Raw genomic sequence first — 20,581 nt, 5'->3', positions numbered from 1 at the left:
AACTGACAAGTAGATTATTTAAGGAACAGTAATTATTTATTTATAATTTACAGTCTTTAGAAATTATCTTCATTAATTTCTGAAAATTCTATGTGATATTTGATATATATTTCAATTTTTTAGTTAAAATAATTGAAATTGTATAAATTAAATTATTAATTGTATTTTTATTTATTAATTTAGCTACGTTTTAATTTATTTTTTAAAAAAATAACAAATCAATAAATTGTACCAATCCTGTTCTAATGAAAGAGAGAGAAATTAATGCGAAAATAAATCAGATAAAGAAAGAACTTATTTCAAAATATATTCTTTTTTTATCATTTATCTTTTTAATATTTTCTTTAATATATACATTTTTTATAAAAGACAAATTCTTAGCATATTATATCTCTATAGGATTTCTTTTTTTAATCTATACTTGGAATATCATTAGAACAAGGTTTTCCATTGAAAAAACTGTCCATAACTTTTTTATACTTTATCCTTTATATGTTTCTTATCTTATTTTAAGATACTGGGAAGTAACTATGGTAAATTTTCTATATATTATTATTATTCCTTTAGGAGCATTTGTATTTTTTGGACGTAGAGAAATAATAGCATATACTATTTATGCATTTTCTATTATTGTAATACTTTTTGTTATTGTGCATGCTTCCCTTATAGAGATAGTACATTATAAAAGACAATCATTTACAGATATTACGGATCTTATTGTTATTGTATTTAATATGCTCACCATTACATTGGCACTGTATTACAAAGATAAAATCAGAACGTTGCGTTCTATGGCAGAGATTGCTAAAGTTAAAGAAGCTATTATCGTTTCTGACATATTCGATCAAAAATCAATTGAACGTTATGAAGAGTTGTTTGCAAAAATTGAGCAGACTATAAATTTAAATGGTCATTTTAAAGATCCTGATTTCAATCTTACCGACTTGTCTTCTAAAATGAAGATTAATAACGGATATCTCTCCAAGGCTATTAGGCATAAAGGTTTTACCAATTTTAACCATTATCTGAATTACCATAGGATTGACTTTGCAAAAAAACTTATTGCAGAAGCGGATTTAAAAAAGATTACAATTATGTATATCTATTCAGAAGCAGGATTTGGCAGCCAGTCTACGTTTAACCGTGTATTTAAAAATATTGAAGGAATTACACCTTCGCAGTATATCGATAAGATTGTTAAAGAGAGCGAAAACTAAAATTTGACTATCTTTCTGAACCTCTCTATCATCTTATTAGTGGTGGCAATAGCTCAGACTTTTCTGCATTTAGGAAGCCAGAATACAGCTCCGGGGAGTAAAAGACAGAACTGTCTTTCTATTCAGGTTGACTAAACTTTTTGCATAGCCCCCAACTTTTGAGCTTGATCCGATATATTTTTGTTTATCAAACAGTTACGAACAAAAAAAGTCGCCAATTTGGCGACTTGTCAGTTGGGTGGTCCCACCTGGGCTCGAACCAGGGACCACCTGATTATGAGACGATTATATATATTTTTCAATCTTTTACATTTATTTGTATTCATCTATTTTTCAGTAATTTAATAATAAATAAAACTCTTAACCTTTTTCATTTATTATTATTGTTCTTCAATGATTAAATCTAATTGTTGCAGTAATGTTGCAGCGAAAATAATTACTCTCTCGGTACTAATGTAAACTTGCAAAATCTGCAATTTTTGCAATACTATAATAATCCATCATCAGCAAAACTCATATAGTCTTCCTTTGTAATTATGATACTATCAAACAAAGTAATATCCATAAGCTTACAGCTCTCGTTTAATTTCTTTACAATGTTCAAATCTGCTGAACTTGGTTTTAAATTTCCACTTGGATGGTTATGAACCATTATAATTCCAGTAGCCATACATTTCAGTGCTACAGACAAAATAATTCTGACATCCACTAAGCTACTTGTCATTCCTCCTTTGGATAAATTATAAATTCCTAAAACATGGCTTGAATTATTAAGCAAAATTACTTTTACTTCTTCCTGCATTTGTATTGTTTCTTCATTCCAAAACTTTCTTATAATTTGAACAGCATCAAAGCTTGTAGTAATCTTTGAACTTACCATTTTGTTAGGTTTATAAGAAACCTGGATTTCAGAAACTTCTGATATAGTATTATTCATTTTTCTTTAGTTTAATTGTTTTGTAATAGTTTATTCTGATACATCAAAACAGTGAATTTCGTATCTTTCCTTAAAATCAACATCATATATTCAGGTAATTCGATATCCTGTATCTCTTCTAATTTCTGTTTTAAAAAACCTGCGATGTTACCTGGATATAGAAATTCAACTCTCATCAACATATCTGCATTAAAATATAACAGAATATGCTTTGTTCTTTGCTCTAAAATCTTATTGACCTCGCCGAAATATTCATAAGGTTCTAATGCCAAATCATTCTCAATAAATTCATAAGGTGGAATTGAAATAAGGTCAAATTCATAATCTGCATACTCACTGTCAAGTTTAAAAATTAAGTAATCATAAATATCTTTTTTCATTAATGTAAGGGTATAAAAAAAACCACCTCTTAGGTGGCTATTAATCAATTTTAGGAATAGGAATCATAGGTATAATTATCTTCTGCATTTCCTCTTCTATTTCTTTTAGTTTTTCTGGATAAACTTTTCTCTCATAAAAAAGCATTTTAAATGCTTCATCAAAATCAATAAGGTTTTCATAATATTTTCTGTCAATACAAACTCCGAATTCTCCTATTGGCGAGTTTCCAAAATGTGGATGAATTACCTCATCTTCATCAACTGAATAATCCAAATGGTCATAATAGAAAATAGCCAGTTTGTTGTAGCCAATATCAAAGTACTTTATCAACCAATTTTTTAGAAGTACATCATTATTACTAAAAGTATTGTATTCTTCAAGTGCAATTTTACAGATAGAATCTAACTCCTGTATTTTTACACCATATTCAACTTCTTCGTAAAAGTTCGTAAAATACCTATATCTCTTAGTACAATAATCGACTTCTTGTAAACAGTCATAAGGCAAACCATTAGCTTTCCATTGCTGACATTGCTCACAAAGATTCTCGGAATAATTTTTAACTTCTTTGTATAAATCGTTGTATTCATACAGCCAAAATGCAACCTTTTGTAATGTAAAAGGATTGTCGTTAAGTTCTTTTAGATGTTCGAGAGAATTAGGTATTTTTTCTTCCATATCTTAATTAGATATTATCTGATAGAGTTTTTGATTTTTTATCAAAATACAAGTAACTTGATGAGAAAGAGATTACTAATATTAAGAGTAAAGGTAAATATTGATAAACACGTCGAGTATCATAATCTTTAATATTATTTTCAGCTTGCTCCTTTCGGAAATCATAATTTTCTGAATATCCATCATCACCATTTTCCATAACAGTACCAAGCTTTAAATCCTTTTTCTTCTCTCTAAGAATCCATTCTTTCTTATCAAGTTTCAAAAGATTCTCGTCCTCATCCTTACTTAATTCCCATGAGCTTTTTGATGTTTTCCTATCCTGGTAGAAGTAATCAACTCTGCTAAAAATAAATGTAAAACAAAAAGTTATTACACTTGCAACAAGAAGTGATTTAATAATTTTTTTCATACTAATAATAATTATTATTGATGTTTAAGGCTAATTAATCAATTAGTTACTGATAGTCATTTGGTAAAATCTCAAAATCCAAAAGCGGTTTATCATTTTTATCAACAAGGAAGTATTGAAATGTAATATTTTCATGAACAAATGACTTATTCTTAGGATTATGCTTCGCCATATTAATAACATTTTGTTTCCATTGATTCTCATAGTTCTCAATTTCATTTTTAGATATATTATTAATGTCATAATCAGTTTTGTAAAAATACTTTACTTTTTTTCCTGCTAACTCTACATTATTTAAAGTCATTCCTTCTCCTGTTTTTAGAGGTAAATCTAATTTTGTCTGTTCTACAGTCATCATGACATCATAATATTCATCTTTAACTTCACTTTCAATTATTTTGGTAATAATATTTATAGCTATTAATATTAGAATAACAGTACCAATTGTAATAAGTATTTTCTTCATTTAATTAGTTTTTTAAATTTTTTCAAATATAGTAAAGTTATCATTTGCGATAACCACAAGATTGTATTTTATCTCCACTTTTGGCTATTAATCTAAAACGTGGATAAAAAAGAGTATCAAGTTGCAATAGGTAAGCGTATAAAACAACTTAGAGAAAAGAAAAATATTTCTCAAGTTGAATTAGCGGCTTTATGTAACTTTGAAAAGTCTAATATGTCCAGGTTAGAAGCTGGGAATACCAATCCTACTGCATATACTTTGCACATTATTGCTCAGAAGTTAGAAATTGAAACCTTTGAGATTCTAAAGTTTAAAACTCTATCCGAATAAGTTTTAGCTATTTATACATATCCTTCATTCAAACCTGGATAAGGGAAATCGTGTATTTTGTTGTTTTTAAAGTAACCATGCATCTTTACTCTTCAGGTACCCTCAAGTAAGGCTGAATAAAATTTAAGATATTCCGCATCAACCTGGAGTTGAATATCATCTTTCCAGGTACAGTAAAATCTTAATGCACATTTTTTCCTTACACTATATTATATAAAAGGAAATTTTGTGCAGCTAATAAATAAAAATGTCCAAATTTTACCTGAACCTATATATGATTCTACAGTAAAATTTGGATATTTTAGGAAATTTAATCAACCATTGATAAGTTACCTGGAGCTGAATATACTTTAGAAGTAGTAAGTTCTTCTGCTCTGTAAACATATCTGTGAGATAGTGTAATGATTTCTCCCGTATCTTGAATAGTGTACTCATAAGGCTCACATTCTTCTTTTACAATTGAACCAGGAAATTCTGAGCCAATTAAAGATTTACAGGTTTCTTCATCAAATGTTGATGTAATGGTGGCTTTCTTGGAAGTGGCATAATACATTCCTGTAGTTTTGCTTAATACCATTTCAATACCTCCTGAAACTTCAAGTACAAAGAATTCTTTGTTCTCTGCTACTCTTCTTTTGTAATTGATAATTCTTACCATTGTTTTTAATTTTTGAGTTAGAAATAACACCTCAAGAATTTGAAATTAAACAGCACAAATAAACCCAGCTTTCAACTTGAATTTATAATTGTTCCTGTAAATTTTTTGTTTTCTTATAAAGGTGCGGGGAATCTTCTTTTCCTGAAGATAGGTGGGGGCTGTTTAGCAAGGGAGTTTGTGAATGAATAATTTTTTTAAAAAATTTTTTTTATCGAAAATTCTGTAAATTAGCAATAAACATAACTAATGGCTAAAATAATCAGCCCTCAGCATATAACAGGGGAAAAGGGAGTTGTCAAATTTGCTTCCTTTTGTGTCAATCATTCTCCGTATTTAATTTTTAGAGAAGAATCAAAAAATGATTTTGGTATTGATGGTGAAGTAGAATTAAGCTCAATTAATAATGATAATAAAATTGAAGCAACAGGACAAATTTTAAAGATTCAGTTGAAATCAACAGTTAATGGTGGAAGCTACATAACAGAAGACAAGCCAGATTCTTTTAAATTTATAGCAAACTCTAATGACATTGAATATTGGAATAAGCACTTACTGCCTGTAATTTTGGTTGTATATATTGAAAAAGAAGATAAGTTATTTGCTAAAACAATAGATAAGACTTTAGCATCAAGTAAGACTAATGTTAAAATTATCTTTGATAAGAAAACAAATCTATTAATTGAAAAACAATCAAATTTCAATGAAACTATTAATCAGAATTTTGTTGATAGAATTCAATTTGGAGTAAAAGAAAAAATATTTACAAATATCTTCACAATAGACTTCCCAAAGTTTATTTATAAATATGACTGCAAGTTCAAAAACAATAAAGCTATTTATGAGATTTTAAATGACGAAGGAATTGATTTTCCTAAATTTACTATCAAATCAAATTTTCTTTACACTTTCACAGATTTAAAAATAATATCACCAACTATTCTCGATAAAATTCTTAAAAATAGAAAGGCAATTGAAACTAATCTTCCTTTAAAATTTATTCAATCAAAGAAAGATCATAGAAATATCATTATAGAAATTATTAACTCCCATCTTAAAAACTTTTTTTACAAAAAGAGGATTAGCTATTATCAAGAGCACAACAGATTTTATTTCTCGCTAATAAATAAAAACCCTTTAAAAACCAAAGTTAAGTCTGAGAATAAATCAACAGAAGTTTATGAGCAAATTTCATATTCAACTAAAGGTAAGCTTTATCAAAGAAGTGTTGTAAGCAAATACTATTACTTTGATACCTTCTTTTTCAAACATATCGGTTTTCAAATAAAGTATGAATGGTTTGATAATTTTTTAGTGTTAATAATAGAACCTAAATATCATTATTCGCAGGATGGTAAAATACCACTGGACAATCCAAAAAGAATTACAAGACTCAATAATCAAATTAAAGTTTCGGAGAGAAATGCACATTATAATAACCACATTACTTCACTCACAAATTATTTAGGTGGTAATTATTGGAAATCCACTGATGGTTTTGAAGAAATCGGATTTAAAAGGAAATTTTTTGATGTAAATTTTGGAATTAGAGAACTGAACCCTAAAAAGGTTTTTGATGAAGAAACGCAACAATTATCATTATTTGACTGATGGAAATACAATACTTAAAAGAACCACTAATTGAATTTGCAGAAGATTTTTTATGTGAAGACCCCAAAAAAGGTATTGAAGCTATGGGATTTTATTCTATAAGTAATAAATCACATAAATCGCAAATACAATATTCTGTAATTGGAACTAAAAAACAAATTAGTGATTATAAAAATTGGATTGAAAAATTTAGTAAGCCGATAGAATCTACTATTAATTATAAGTTAAGCTCTTTGAAGGTTAATACTGATGATAGCGATGATGAAACCTTAGAAATTGAATCCTTTTTCGGAGAAGAGGATTTTGAAGGAAATTATATTGAAGATTTAGACAGTGGTGATATTATAAACAAGAAAGCAAATCCTGATTTTCCTGGCTTTAATTCTGATTCATGTTTTCAATGTGAGTTTCTAAATGATGGTGATGACTATGTTATTAATTCAAAAAATATTACAGAAATTTTAGACTCTGATAAAAAGCAGATTCAAAAACTCATCGATATTTCTGAATTATATACTAAATGCTACCTGGAACTAATAGAAAATTCTACAGGAAGACCTGATATAATTATAGTATTAATTGGTAAAGATGTTTTCAAGAAAATTGGAGCGTTTACATTAGGGAATGTCTTCCATAATCTACGAAGAAAAGTAAAAGCTGATATATTAGCTACAGATAAAAATATACCTATTCAGATAATATTAGAAGAGACAATTGATGGAACTAAAAAAAGTTTACAAGACTTATCAATGATTGCATGGAACTATTGTGTAGCTCAATACTATAAAACTGCAAATTGTACACCATGGACAATAAAGGATATAGATGCAGACACTTGCTATTTAGGTATAAGTTTTCACAAGATTAATGAAAATGGAAACAATCATTTGAGGTCAAGTATTGCTCAAGCATTTAATAAGGATGGTAAGGGATTAGTTTTTACTGGTAAACAATTTGAATGGAGAAGTGAAAAAACAAGAGTTAGCACTCCACACCTTAAATATGATTATGCAAAAGAACTAATCATAAACGTTCTAAATCAATATAAACTCATAAATAAGCATACGCCAAAGAGAGTTGTAATACATAAAACCTCAGATTTTTGGGATGCTTACATTAATTCTGACTATAATGAACTCGATGGTATTATAGATGGAATAAAAGAAGTACTTGGAGATAATGTTGAATATGATTTGGTTACTATCAAAAGTTCACAATTAAGACTTTTAAGAAATAGTGACTATCCTGTATTGCGGGGTACGCTTTTAAAAGTTAGTAATGAAAAAGCTTACTTATATACCAATGGATTTATTCCATATTATGATACCTATCCAGGTGCTTATGTGCCCATGCCTCTTTCTATCGAAAACATTGGGGAAACACCTATTGTGGATATTTGCAAAGAGATTTTAGCATTAACAAAGATGAATTTCAATAATTGTAGCTATTGTGATGGATTACCAATTACTATTCAATTCTCGAAAAAAGTTGGTGAAATCATACAGTACTTCCCCAAAGACATTGAAAATCCACCAAACAAATATTTTTTTTACATGTAGATTATGAAGAGATTTATTACTTATTTTGATTTATTAGGATATAGAAATTTCTTAACTAATAATGATTCTGAATTACATCATAGAGTTATTACGCAAATGTATACACAAATTGATAGTGCACTTAATGAAACAGGAAAATATAAACAACTCCCAAATGGAGTTTTTGTAAACGATTTAACCAATAAGAAAGTTTCTTTTGCTAATTATTCAGACACGATAATACTTTGGACAGAAAGTGATTCCCAAGAAGAATTTGATTCAATTTTAAATGCAACTTATGAATGTAATTGGAGAATGAATGGTTTTCATTTTCCCGTAAGAGGTGTTTTAATATATGATGAATTGTTTGATATGAACTATTCTGGTAAAGAAGGTGGATATCATATTAATACTTTTTATGGTAAAGGGCTAATTAATGCACATGATAAAGCAGAATCTCAGCAATGGGCGGGAATGTTTTTAGATAAATCCGTATTTGATAAAGTTAAACTTGACGATAATGTAAGGAATAAATGCATCGATTATTCTGTACCTTTTAAAGCTGGAAAATCAGAAGAATTCGCTTTCAGATTAGGACAAAATGTTAATGAAGAATCATTTAGAAATGTTAGTTCGCACATAGAAGAGAATTTTAAAAGACATAATAAATGGGAGGATATCCCCTCCCTTAAAGAGAAACTTCAAAATACAATAAACTTCCTCGAATATCTAATAAATAAGTAACAACTTATAGTATGAGATTATATAAATATCGAAGTAATTTTAAAAGAGATTTAAAAACATTGTCTAAAGGTCAAATTTATGCGCCGACATATGATAATTTAAATGATCCTTTTGAAGGTATTTTTAATGATAGTGAAGATAAAAGCATAATTGAAATCTTTAAACCATTTAGTAATGAAGCTGAAAAAAGCTATAATAGTGTTTTAGAACAATTATATAAATCAGGCATATACTCACTTTCTAAAAATTATGATAATGAAACTTTATGGGCATTATATGCAGATTCACATAAGGGATTTGTAATAGAATATAACTTAACTACCCTAATTTCTGATTTTAATTTTAATGCAAATATACCTTTGGTTTATGAAGTAGATATTGACTATAGAAACAAACCTGCAAAAAGTAATTTATTACTATCATCTTTAAAAAAAGAGTTTAACATCACACCTTTAATTGGAACAAAATCAAAGCCTTGGGAAGTCGAAAATGAATTTAGATTAGTATTTGAAATGAATGGTTTAATTAATATTAATTTTAATTCTATAACATCCATAATATTTGGTTTAAGAACAACTGATGAAAACATTCATAAGACAATGAAGATGTTGAAAGGTAGGGCGATAAAATATTTCAAAATGAGTAAAATGGAAAATACTTATAAATTAACAAAAGTTTCCATAAAAGATCAATTTCAAAATTTCAAAATCACACCTAAAAGAGTTACTGTAAAAGATATTGAAATACCCAATGAATATGCTTATTTAAAAAAAGAAATTTTCAAAGTACTCAAAAACATTTTACAGCTTCCTAACATTACGGGGATATATAATTTTTATTTTGATAGTGAAGCTGTAAATCCTAAAATAAAGGTTTTTGTTACAACCACATTTGAAAAGATTCCTTTAAGATATTTTCAATATAAGGTAGAAAATAATAATATAGAATTAGATATATAATTTATATGAAACTCTACATTGATTGGAATGTTCTAAATGGAATTAAAAATGGACGATTTCAAGAATTTGAAAAAATAATTAGACAATCTGAAAAGTTTGTAATTGTTTATTCCACATCTCATATTTCTGATATAGCCTCAAGTTATTCAGATGAAAAGGAAAATCCAAACATTCAATCAGATTTAGAATTTCTTGCTGAAATAACAGACTGTATGTGTGTTTTCAATAATGGAAAAGATATAGTTCTACAACAAAATGAGCCTTTTCATATATTTGAGAATGAAATTGAAAGTAAAAATTTAACTGAAGATTTTTCTTTTAATAATATTTTTAGCGTTTTGGAGGACAATGGGGAAAATGCAGAAATGGTTGCACCATTAAAGACTATGATGCAATCTTTTCCTTTAGATAACATCTTTAAAGAAGCATTTGAAAATCCTCAAAGTACTGAAATAATGGATTCTATGTTCCCGGGTTTAAAAGACAATCCTACATTTGAAGGACTTTTTAATGCAATGGGCAAAATGTTAGAAAACCTCAATGAAAAAGAAGGATATAAAGACTTAAAAACTCCTTTTAAACATTTAAATGTTAATCAAGGAAAATTAACCAATCCTAATAACAATCCTTTTGATGTTTTGAATGAGGCTTACAAAAAATTAGGTATTGAAGAGAGTCCGTTAAAAAAAGACTATTATGAGAAGGGTAAAAATGCTCCAATATGGTTTGATGATATAATCTCTGCATATATTAGTTTAGATATGCATGGTTTCCATTCTGATGAAGTTAAAGTCACAGAAACAAAAAAGAAAACATTTAAAAACACTACCCAAGATTCTTTCCACACTGCATTTGCAAGTACTTGTGATTTTTATATTACAAATGACAAAAAGAACTATCAAAAAGCAAAGGCAATTTTTAAAGAAAAAAATATTTTCACTCATGTTTTAAAAGCAGATGAGTTTATCAATTTTTATAAGGAAAATCTTGAAAAGGTTGATTTTATTGCAAGTTGGAACAAATTTGAACAAATAGCAAAGTCAGGAAAATTCTACGATATTTCAGATAAAAATAATCCTGATGATTTAAACCAAGTCCATTTTTCTACTTTCAACTATTTTGGATATTTTAATAGAATATATCTTTTCAATTCTGATGAAGATAAAAATTCAATCAGTTTTATGTTTGGTAAAGAGTTACCGACAAATTGTTTGGGTGTTTTTTACAAGGAAATTAAAGAGATGGTTAAAATTATAGTTGATTATTTAGGAACTGATAGTAATGATAAAGGATATTTTGATGAATCAGAAATTGATGAAAATAATCATTGGAATGGTAGAATTTGGGATTTTGAAAAATTTCAATATAGATTAGTCCAAGATAAAAGATACTTTCAATTTTACTATGAACTTAATATAAATAACCAGAACGATTAAATACTTATGCACTACTATAATAAAAAGTAGTGGAATAATTTTTAAACTAATAACCATAAAAATTTTTATAAACATGTCATTTAAATTACTTGCAATTCGCCCTACTGACGGATGTGGCTCAAAATTTTTAAAAAATCTTCAACCGAATAGAATTTATAAGTTTTATAATGAATATATATTTAGCTCAGATAATAAAAGGATAGATTCTTATGATAAAGACATAATCATTTATTCTGAAATAGATGAAATTGAAAATCCAAATTCAGCACTAAATGATTTTTTTGGGAAAAATATAAATGTATCAGCAATTGTTGGAAAAAATGGTAGTGGGAAAAGTACATTAATCAATTTAATAGTTTCATCACTTAATCAATTTGCATTGCAATTACAATATGATGATAAAATAAAAACCACTGCCAGTTTAAAAACAACCGGTGAGTTAGAAGCTGAAAAAGTATTTTGTGAGTTATTTTACGAAATTGATTCTATTTTTTATGTTCTCCAAGTGAAAGATAGAGAGTGTATCATTAAAGGGGTTGGTGGAGATGAAAAACAGGATTTTGATAATTTTTTCTATACGAATATTATTAACTACTCTATTTATGCATTTAATTCTTGGGAATTGGGAGATTGGATAGATGGACTTTTCCATAAAAATGATTCATACCAAATTCCGATTGTGATAAATCCTAAAAGAGAAAGTAAAGATGATGGTATGGCAGGAATCATTGACGTGAATAATGAAAATTATTTATTACAGCAAAGATTATTAGCTACAATCATTTTGAATCCAGATTATACAATAACCAATAATTTAAGAGTACATAACATAAAATTAATAACTAAAGATAATCGTTATTTCCATGCTTTTGTTCCAGGAGATAGCAGTAATTTAATAAAATTTAATGATAACGATAAAATTGAAGCATCTTATTTAGAAATATTAAAAGACAATTATGGTTTTACTTTTTCAGTTAATAATGCAACTACACCACCTTTTCTATACAGCAATTTATATGAACTTTTGAGCGAATTTAAAAATCACTTCAAAATTTCTGATATAGAAATACCTTTTTTACAAAGTAGATTAGACTTATATATACTTTATAAGATAACAAGTATTTGCGATAAATATATTTTATATAAAGATTTTATTGATGAGGGCGAAAAATATGGTAGTTTAAAAAGCTATAATATTTCATTCAATAATTTTTTAGAAAAATTTTCTGGTAGTAAAAGCCATATTGTAGTAAAATTGAAACAAGTTGTGAATTTCATAAAGAATTATGATACCATATGGCGACATTTGATTGATGAAACCAATGAAAATTTAGTTCCTATTTTTGATCTATCAAACTTTCTAATAGAAAAAACGGAAGAAGGTATTCCTTTGTTAGAGTTACTACCTCCTCCAATATTTCAAACTAAAATTATGTCTGGAAAGTCCATTGACATTCTCGAAACTATTAGTTCAGGAGAGATGCAACTTATTACTTCTATCTCTTCAATTTTATATCATCTAAGTAACCTTAACTCTGTTGAAGAAGAAAAAGGTATATTGGTAAAATACAATTACGCTAATATTATTTTAGATGAAATTGAATTATATTTTCATCCAGAATACCAGAGAAATTATATCCACCGTTTACTAAAAGATTTAAAAAGCTTTAAGTTTCCAGAAATACATGGTATTAATATTCTTATAATATCCCATTCTCCGTTTATTCTTTCAGATATACCCAAACAAAATACTTTGTTTTTAGAAGTAGATAATAATTTTAGTGTATCTAAGGAATACCCATCTGATAATACTTTTGGTGAAAATATACACGAGATTCTATCTAACGGCTTTTTCTTAGAAGAAACCATGGGAGCATTTGCAAAAAGTAAGGTCACAGAGTTTTTGGAATTTGAAAAATATAACGAAGACAATAAAACTCAATATAAAGAACGTCGAGAAGAGTTTGCAAACTTGATTGATCTAATAGGCGAAAACGTAATTCGCCAAATTCTAAAAAATCATTTAGAGGATTTAGACAATAAATATTTCGATAAAAAAGATGATCTTGAACAAATTAGTAAAGAAATTACAAGATTAGAAATACTCAAGAAAAAAATAGAAGATGCATAAATTAACTTATCCTACCAATGTCACAAAATTAGAAAATTTTAAAAAAGAGTTTCAGAATCTCATTTTGAAAAGTAGCAAAATTGATATTCCTAAAATCCAAAATTTTCTTAATTCCATCGGAGTAAGAATTGTTTTCGAAGAGCTTTTAATAACGCCTCTTGAAGATTTAATTCAGTTAATCCCATTATCAGAAACCAATATATTTGATGGCTTGTCAGATGGGGAAAAAAAAACAAAAAAGGAAGAGCTCAGATCGTATTTCAATTACTCAAAATTTCAGCAAGATGAACTCTCAAAATTTTTCAATAATTATTCGATATCATTAAATATTACTGGTTGTAACTATTGTGGAATTGATTTTATAAATGCCTATATCCCATTAGATAATGACTATAGAGATTTTGAACATTTTATGAATGAATGTACTAAAGAAGATTTAATGAAAATTCATGGCATAGGAGACGTAAATTCAGATGACATTATTAATGACTATAAAGGGAAAATTTTAAAATATTCCGATATAAATACTGGTAGTAGTAAATACATCAATAAGATATTACTTCAGCTTACAGATGCGTCAGGTATACTAAAATTTGATTTGTTCAAAAATGAAAAGAAAAATCATCTTACTTTAGATCATTTATTGCCACAAAGTGAATATCCATACTTGAGCCTAAGTTTATTCAATCTTGTGCCAAGTTGTTACAGTTGTAATTCCAAGCTTAAAAATGATAAAAAAATTTATTCGAATTTAGATGAATTATTATTCACTTCACCGACAGGCTTAAAAACAATCAGTGATATAATATTCAAGATTTACTTTAAGACAGGATTTGATAATAAAAATTTACCCAAAGAACTAAATGAATATTCTATAAAAATTGAATCTCCTTATACAGAATATTTTAAAGTTTTTAATTTACAAGGTAGATATAATTTTCATAAAAATATATCTCATGAGCTTATTTCTAAGAGACGAATCTATTCTGATTCTCAAATCAAGGAAATTTTTGATTTATTTAATGATAAAGGAAAACCTATTTCCAAGAATGAAATTAAGACCCAAATATTTGGATCTGATATTTTTACAGTAGATAGTAATAAACCATTTCAAAAGTATAAAAAAGACATTGCTAAGCAGTTAGAAATAATTCCTCTTTAGTCATGATAGCTCACTGTTATTTTTGAATCTTTATCTCTTAAATATGTTCTTTTAATATAGCCCATTTGCTGAAGGTTTCTTAATGCTTCAGCATTTTCTTCTGTATTTGGAAGCTCAAATTTTTCCTTATTCAGAACTTTAGAATAAGGATTGCCAATTAATTTAATTGATTCATTCATTAATTGATCTGATATATATTCTTTATCAAAATTAAGGTATCGAATTTTAGCATATTGCTTTAACGTAGATTTCACAATACAATTTAAAAAATACTCAGAAAAGGAATGAAACTTTTGCTCATAAAAATTTATTAAAACCTTAATCAAAAACATTTCGTCTTCTGAACTATAACTTTTATCTTGCGTTAAATGATCAAAGATTTGTTTCTTTAAAAACCCCGAAATATTGGATGTCAAAATAGTAATCCAAGTGTAAATCAATAATACCAATGAATCATATGAGTTCTTAAGTTCTTCTTCATTCTTTTCAACAAATAATTCTAAATCTTTACCATGTAACTCAGATAAATTTTTATTATTAAAAACAATTAAATCATTATCAATTAAAATATTTATTCTACTGGATTTTTCAATTACAGAAGCATCATCAAAATTCTTCGTCATGGAATGAACCAAGTTATTAAATGACTCTTCTGATATCGCAGAATTTACAAGTGAAATATTAAATCTTTCGATAGTATCAGATACAATCTCCTCCTCTTCATTTAAAAAATGATCAATACATTTATCACTTAGTATTTCAAAATTAGGTTTGAAATTTAAAAACTCAATAAGAACATCATCGATTTCTTCAGATTTAGATTTATAGTATAGTAAAACATTTTTCCAACTTGGTTCTATCTTTTTCTCAATCATTAAAGTAGACCAAAATGTACTATTTTCTATTTCTGAGATATTTGAGAGTTTAAAGTTTAATTTTTCTATCAATAAATCAACATTTTCAGGTTTAACATTAGAATTGTTAATTAAACTTACAACGACATTAATTTCTTCTTCAGTATTATTTTCAAGTTTCAATAAAACCTGCTCGACATATTCATTTATATTATTATTATTAATATTTTGTTTTAAGTATGTAACGCTTGATTGTAATAGATAAGAATAGTTTGCTGTTTTATAATCCAAATCAATATTTTGAGAATTTACTTTTTCTAAGAAGAGGTTTATATTACTTATATTTATTTTATAAAGGTTATATTCAATTACTTTTATGACTATTTCGAAAATAATATCTCCATATTTTATTTTATTGAATTTGACACCTAAGACTTTTAATTTGTCAATTAATTTTTCCTTAGTTTCTTTTTCAAAATTATTCAGTAAAAAATCATCATAGTTATTCAGAAAGGTGTTTATTTTCTTCTCCTTATTAAGAAGTTTGATTGTTTCAATATCAAGATATTTCATTATAATATCTAAAACTCTTCTTTTCTTTTCAATAGTGAATTCTTCTCTACTATATATTAAATTCCAAAATCCTTCCCATATTGATATTTTTCTTACAAATTCTATAATTGTTCCATTTAAATCGGAAAACTCAATATATTTTTCGATAAATTGAACAGATTTATCTTTTTCACTACTTAATACAACAATAAACTCATCAAGCTTGCTTGAGATATTTTCATTGTCTCTATAATTAATAAGTAGGTAATCAAGAATATAGAAATTTAGTACGGATTCCTTTTTAAAATTGTTACTACCTAATTCAGAAATAAAATTCTTTGTTTTATCAATGCTTTCATTAAAGTCTGTTATTCCATCCTGAATAATTCTTAATTTTAAGTTATTGTCTTTTTCACTTATTGATTCAGGATAAAACAACGAAACATAAGTCGAGTAATTTTCATCAACATATTTATTCGTTATTAAAACCTTTAGAAGGCTATAATGCAGGTTAGTTTCTTCATCACTAATTTCATTTAATGCCATTTTTTTAACTTCAATTTCATTTGAAAATTCTTCTTCTACAGAATCAGTTTCTAATGATGGCTTCTGTTCAATATTCAACTTTTTATAACTATTAAAGATATCATCAAAATAATTATCAATTTTAGCTCTCTCAGATTTTTGAAACAGTTGGTAGATAGACGAGTTTTTTAAATTATTAATTTCAGCTTGAATCTTATCTATAGTAATTTCGTTATTTTTTAATTTATTATTAGATTTATGTATTATTACTTGTTTTCTTTCTTTATAAGGTTTTGGTGACACTTTTGCTTCTATATCACTGAATCTTAGAAATTCTTTCCTTATGTGATAATGCGATATCGCATTCAGCTCAACCATTCTTTCAAAACTCTCAGTAGTAAGCAAATCTTTAAATTCAATCTGAGAGTCGCCCAAATAATAAATATTTGCATTCTTGCTTAAAAGTAATATCTCATATAAATATAGCTTCCGTAATTCTTGGATATTATCTTGTTGTTCGTTAAGTATTGCTTTATTTTCAATTTTTAGGTCACTGATTTTATTTTCTAAAATCGCTTTCAGCTCAGAATAAAAATGAATTTTATTCTGAAAAATTGAATAAATTACTCCTTGTTTGTTTTGCAAACATTTAAATTCATTTGGATATATATTTTTCAAGACTACTAATGAAAATAAGCTATTCCCATTGATATCAGAATTCTCGTTAAATTTAATTTTATAGTAAGTTCTGAACTCATTTATAATATTGATAAGACTTCTCATATCATTTATATATGGAGCTATATCATAGATAATATCTTCAGAAATAATGTTATTTTCGATAAAATCCTTCTTGAGTCTTTTAATAAATTGTGTACTTGAATTACTATAATCAATAATTGGTATAATTGGAATTATTAAATCGAAAAATTTTGTTTTTTCATCATTCCTACTAAATAACTCGTCTTTAACCGCATAAACAAAAGTTACTTTTTGAAGAATATCCTTTGAATTATTTATAAGTATATTTAACTCTCTTAATTTTATAAAAGTTTCTGCAGCTGATTCAAATCTATCAATATCTTCTATAAAAACGACTTGTGTTTTAGTCTTTTCAAAAAAATATATTAATTCATCGATATGTTTATTAATTATCGAAATATCATTATGTTCTTTCGGTACAAATTCTGCGTCACTAAAACTTATTTTATTGATTTTTAGTTTAAAAATTTGTCTAAACAACTTCTTCAGTATGAGAAAGAAGCCTGTCAAAAAGATAAATTTTATTAATAGATGATAATATGAAAATTCTATCTTATCAGTTAAAATTAATTTATTATATATTTTATCGAAGAATATATATAATATTGAATATATCCAAATAATGAATAAAATAGCTTTTAATAAAATAAATCTATCATTATTAATACGTTCAAATCTTGAATCCTTCAAATTTCTCTTCTTCTCAAAATACAAAATTTGTTGAACAATACTTGTCTCAATATCAATCTCCTTTTGTTCATTTTTTTCAAACTTTCCAAGACTGATATCTAATGTTTTAAACTCCGGATTATTCTTCTTGAAAAGATTAAGAATTGTGCTTTTTCCTGTGCCAAAAGAACCAGAAATTGCAATATTTTTCACATTTTGATTTAAAATTCCCCATCTTATAGACTCTAAATAAGTTTTTAGGTTATAATTATCTTCATCTTCTTTGACAATGAATGGTGTAAGGTCTTCTAAATGATTGTAATTAGGATTATTTTTAGTTAGAATTTTGTTTTTTCTTTTTCCCAAACTAAAAATTGCTTTTGACAGAGCATTAAAATAAATTTCTGTCATCTGATTTTTAAGGGAAATGTAATTCTCATTTATTTTGTTTAAAATTACTTTTAGCACAAGTTATAGTTTTTTGCAAATTACAAATTATTAGGAAATTCTGCCCTACATTTCTGTAGGACAGTTCCTCTAACTCAAAAACCAATGATAATCAGAACTACCATTGAGACTTTGTTGAATACCTTTAGTGAAATCAAAAGCATTCAAATTTCTATCTAAAAATGTATCTATATAACTGCTCTTATTAGCTTGTGTAAAGAGATTGTAGAGATTCCATAGGTTTATATCTCCAGAAATATCTCTACAGAAACTTTCATCTTCATAATAATCTTTAGTAATGGCATTAATATGACCATCAGTAAATTGGAGTAATGGTATCTTTAATTTATCTTTTTTAGGTAAATGCTGATACAGCCTTGTTCTACCCAACAATTGAGCAAATTGATGCTCAGTTAATGAGTAATCTACAAACTGTTTCATTTCTGATAAATGTTTCTCTGCATTATAATTGCTAAGTACCTGGAAAAGTTTAGATTTTAGCTCTTCATAAGAGCTAACCTTCAAATCATCAACAAACCCATCACTCCAAACACAAAGATTACAACACACTTTATTCTGAAAACCAACAAAAAATTTAAACTTTTCAAAAGTCTTTTTATTGTACAAATTCTCCTGATTATAGGCTCTAACTCCACCAATTGTCAGTGATAACTCATTACCATTAATATTATCTGTAATGGTTGGAATCTTTATGATAAAAGCCATTCTTTCATAATAGATGGTTTTCTCATGGTCTAACAAATCCTTTACATTCTTATAAATAGCACCTGGAATCCTACCTTTAATTTGATGAGAAACCCTTATTTCAGGCTTAGTGAAAGAATGATTAGGAAATACATTAGCAATGCAGTTTTGAGATATTTCTATAAATTCCTGATGACTAATAGTTTTTTCGTTATCCTTGCTGAACACAGGTATAATGCATTCATTTTTCAAATGCTGCAAATGAACCCCCTGCGTATTGGCTTCTATAAAAGGTTTGTGAGCATATTCAATTTGAGTTTGTAAAGGTTCTGAGGGTATTCGTAAGTTACCTGGAGCTGGAATATATGTATCATCTCCAGGTAACATTTCAATTATTGTGTCGCTGACTGGTCTTAAATCAAAAGCCTGCTCTAAAGTGGCAGGCTTAATGTGTCTTAGTGTGTCCATTTGTTGAATAATTTTTAGGATTGGATAGTTGTATTAAGAAACTCTTTTTCTCCTCATAATGAGGTTTAAGGTTCTCTTGATATTCGGGATATTGCTTATACAAAGCCAGTAATTCAGCAATATTATTACAGTACTGAATTTGTTGAATTATCTGCTGCTCATTAAGAATATGCTGTTGTCCAGGTGTTCCACTATTACACCAATCTAAAATTAGCTTCCCTGTCAATTCACTTATCTGAAATTCAGGTTTGCCCATGAATAAGCCAGTCCTATCTTTACTTGATACTGCAAAATGTTTAATATCAATATCAAAAACCAGAGTAAATTCATAATCCAACCCATCTCTTTGAACTGATTTCAAACCTACTTTTTCAGGAATATATTTACCATCTTTTTGATTGAGTACATAGTCTTGCTTAGTTCTCATAGTGGCAATAACATGAGCATTGGCTTGAAGAATTTTATCTACAAAGGCTTTTTGTCTCGGTGTAATCTTTGCCCAGTTAGTAAAGCTATTTCCTGCTAATTTGGAATGAAAATCTAATAGTTCATCCCATTCATGAGAAATGGAATCAATAATAATAACCTCTATTCCTGCATTTTCACAAACTTCAATAGCTTTAATATAATTCTCAGGTGTAAATGGAGGTGACATTGTCAAAACATTGTAGTTACCTAAATGAGCATATAAATCAGCACTTCCATTCTCTGTATCAATTACAGCTACTTTTGACAAGTCACCATTTGTCAGTCCTTGTGCTATAAGTAAGGAAGAATAAGTTTTTCCTGTTCCTGATGCACCTTGCAGAGCCATTTTGATTTTGGCTCTTTTTCTTTCGCTTTGCCTTAATTGCATAATATTTTTTTGTTTAATGATTAATATTTAAAATGAAAAAAGGTTAAGCCAATTTGCCTAACCTTTCCTCCGACTTTTAATAGTTA

General features: G+C 27.1%; 19 protein-coding genes. 10 read left to right on the top strand and 9 right to left on the bottom strand.

What is annotated here, in order from left to right:
* Positions 1 to 245 precede the first annotated feature (245 nt).
* Both KKI44_RS18080 and KKI44_RS22810 read left to right on the top strand, forming a co-directional pair.
* On the top strand, positions 246 to 1,217 hold the full coding sequence (locus KKI44_RS18080; RefSeq protein WP_214588593.1) for a helix-turn-helix domain-containing protein: 972 nt from the start codon (positions 246 to 248) through the stop codon (positions 1,215 to 1,217).
* Between the two features lie 3 nt (positions 1,218 to 1,220).
* Positions 1,221 to 1,352 (top strand): hypothetical protein, encoded by a 132-nt coding sequence (locus KKI44_RS22810; RefSeq protein ID WP_262899423.1) that lies wholly within the window; start codon positions 1,221 to 1,223, stop codon positions 1,350 to 1,352.
* Positions 1,353 to 1,704: 352 nt separating this feature from the next.
* Here the strand turns inward: KKI44_RS22810 and KKI44_RS18075 are convergent, their stop codons facing one another.
* Genes KKI44_RS18075 through KKI44_RS18055 form a run of 5 tightly spaced genes read right to left on the bottom strand, consistent with a single transcriptional unit; the run spans position 1,705 to position 4,091 of the window.
* The gene (locus KKI44_RS18075) at positions 1,705 to 2,154 is read right to left on the bottom strand and encodes a RadC family protein (RefSeq protein WP_214588592.1); all 450 of its coding nucleotides are present in this window, start codon (positions 2,152 to 2,154) and stop codon (positions 1,705 to 1,707) included.
* Between the two features lie 11 nt (positions 2,155 to 2,165).
* Positions 2,166 to 2,534, bottom strand: a complete 369-nt coding sequence (locus tag KKI44_RS18070; RefSeq protein ID WP_214588591.1) for a hypothetical protein — start codon at positions 2,532 to 2,534, stop codon at positions 2,166 to 2,168.
* A 40-nt stretch (positions 2,535 to 2,574) separates the two neighbouring features.
* Positions 2,575 to 3,213 carry a hypothetical protein gene (locus KKI44_RS18065; RefSeq protein ID WP_214588590.1) on the bottom strand — a complete coding sequence of 213 codons (639 nt, stop codon included), beginning with the start codon at positions 3,211 to 3,213 and terminating at the stop codon, positions 2,575 to 2,577.
* Positions 3,214 to 3,220: 7 nt separating this feature from the next.
* Complete coding sequence (locus KKI44_RS18060; protein ID WP_214588589.1) at positions 3,221 to 3,625, bottom strand: hypothetical protein; 405 nt, start codon at positions 3,623 to 3,625, stop codon at positions 3,221 to 3,223.
* 46 nt (positions 3,626 to 3,671) lie between these two features.
* On the bottom strand, positions 3,672 to 4,091 hold the full coding sequence (locus KKI44_RS18055; protein ID WP_214588588.1) for a hypothetical protein: 420 nt from the start codon (positions 4,089 to 4,091) through the stop codon (positions 3,672 to 3,674).
* A 99-nt stretch (positions 4,092 to 4,190) separates the two neighbouring features.
* On the opposite strand from KKI44_RS18055, the gene KKI44_RS18050 reads away from it, so the two are divergent.
* Complete coding sequence (locus KKI44_RS18050; protein WP_214588587.1) at positions 4,191 to 4,421, top strand: helix-turn-helix domain-containing protein; 231 nt, start codon at positions 4,191 to 4,193, stop codon at positions 4,419 to 4,421.
* Between the two features lie 310 nt (positions 4,422 to 4,731).
* On the opposite strand, the gene KKI44_RS18045 is transcribed toward KKI44_RS18050, so the two are convergent.
* The gene (locus tag KKI44_RS18045) at positions 4,732 to 5,079 is read right to left on the bottom strand and encodes a hypothetical protein (protein ID WP_214588586.1); all 348 of its coding nucleotides are present in this window, start codon (positions 5,077 to 5,079) and stop codon (positions 4,732 to 4,734) included.
* A gap of 246 nt (positions 5,080 to 5,325) precedes the next feature.
* Between KKI44_RS18045 and KKI44_RS18040 the strand changes: the two genes are divergently transcribed.
* The 7 genes from KKI44_RS18040 (at position 5,326) to KKI44_RS18010 (ending at position 14,657) form a co-directional block, all read left to right on the top strand.
* Positions 5,326 to 6,687 (top strand): DUF4365 domain-containing protein, encoded by a 1,362-nt coding sequence (locus KKI44_RS18040; RefSeq protein WP_214588585.1) that lies wholly within the window; start codon positions 5,326 to 5,328, stop codon positions 6,685 to 6,687.
* A complete protein-coding gene (locus KKI44_RS18035; protein ID WP_214588584.1) occupies positions 6,687 to 8,246 on the top strand; it encodes an argonaute/piwi family protein in 1,560 nt (519 codons plus the stop codon). Before KKI44_RS18040 ends, KKI44_RS18035 begins: the two co-directional genes overlap by 1 nt.
* Positions 8,247 to 8,249: 3 nt before the next feature.
* Positions 8,250 to 8,969, top strand: coding sequence for a hypothetical protein (locus KKI44_RS18030; protein ID WP_159746113.1), 720 nt, complete (start codon positions 8,250 to 8,252; stop codon positions 8,967 to 8,969).
* Positions 8,970 to 8,980: 11 nt separating this feature from the next.
* Positions 8,981 to 9,928, top strand: coding sequence for a DUF2971 domain-containing protein (locus tag KKI44_RS18025; RefSeq protein ID WP_214588583.1), 948 nt, complete (start codon positions 8,981 to 8,983; stop codon positions 9,926 to 9,928).
* 5 nt (positions 9,929 to 9,933) lie between these two features.
* The gene (locus KKI44_RS18020; RefSeq protein WP_214588582.1) at positions 9,934 to 11,364 is read left to right on the top strand and encodes a hypothetical protein; all 1,431 of its coding nucleotides are present in this window, start codon (positions 9,934 to 9,936) and stop codon (positions 11,362 to 11,364) included.
* 73 nt (positions 11,365 to 11,437) lie between these two features.
* Positions 11,438 to 13,495, top strand: coding sequence for an AAA family ATPase (locus KKI44_RS18015; RefSeq protein ID WP_214588581.1), 2,058 nt, complete (start codon positions 11,438 to 11,440; stop codon positions 13,493 to 13,495).
* Positions 13,488 to 14,657 (top strand): HNH endonuclease, encoded by a 1,170-nt coding sequence (locus tag KKI44_RS18010; protein WP_214588580.1) that lies wholly within the window; start codon positions 13,488 to 13,490, stop codon positions 14,655 to 14,657. The genes KKI44_RS18015 and KKI44_RS18010 overlap by 8 nt, the downstream gene beginning before the upstream one ends.
* Here KKI44_RS18010 and KKI44_RS18005 read toward each other — a convergent pair.
* The 3 genes from KKI44_RS18005 to KKI44_RS17995 form a co-directional block, all read right to left on the bottom strand.
* Entirely contained in the window at positions 14,654 to 18,430 is a 3,777-nt protein-coding gene (locus KKI44_RS18005) for a hypothetical protein (protein WP_214588579.1), read from the bottom strand. The two genes, KKI44_RS18010 and KKI44_RS18005, sit on opposite strands and share 4 nt — an antisense overlap.
* Positions 18,431 to 18,556: 126 nt before the next feature.
* Complete coding sequence (locus tag KKI44_RS18000) at positions 18,557 to 19,639, bottom strand: DUF3871 family protein (RefSeq protein WP_214588578.1); 1,083 nt, start codon at positions 19,637 to 19,639, stop codon at positions 18,557 to 18,559.
* The gene (locus tag KKI44_RS17995; protein ID WP_159745781.1) at positions 19,617 to 20,495 is read right to left on the bottom strand and encodes an ATP-binding protein; all 879 of its coding nucleotides are present in this window, start codon (positions 20,493 to 20,495) and stop codon (positions 19,617 to 19,619) included. Before KKI44_RS17995 ends, KKI44_RS18000 begins: the two co-directional genes overlap by 23 nt.
* Positions 20,496 to 20,581 lie beyond the last annotated feature (86 nt).

Origin of the sequence: Chryseobacterium sp. ZHDP1 (assembly GCF_018603435.1) — a bacterium.
Lineage (GTDB): Bacteria > Bacteroidota > Bacteroidia > Flavobacteriales > Weeksellaceae > Chryseobacterium > Chryseobacterium indicum.
Note: the sequence above shows the minus strand (reverse complement) of the source record. Positions and strands in the feature narration are given on the sequence as shown.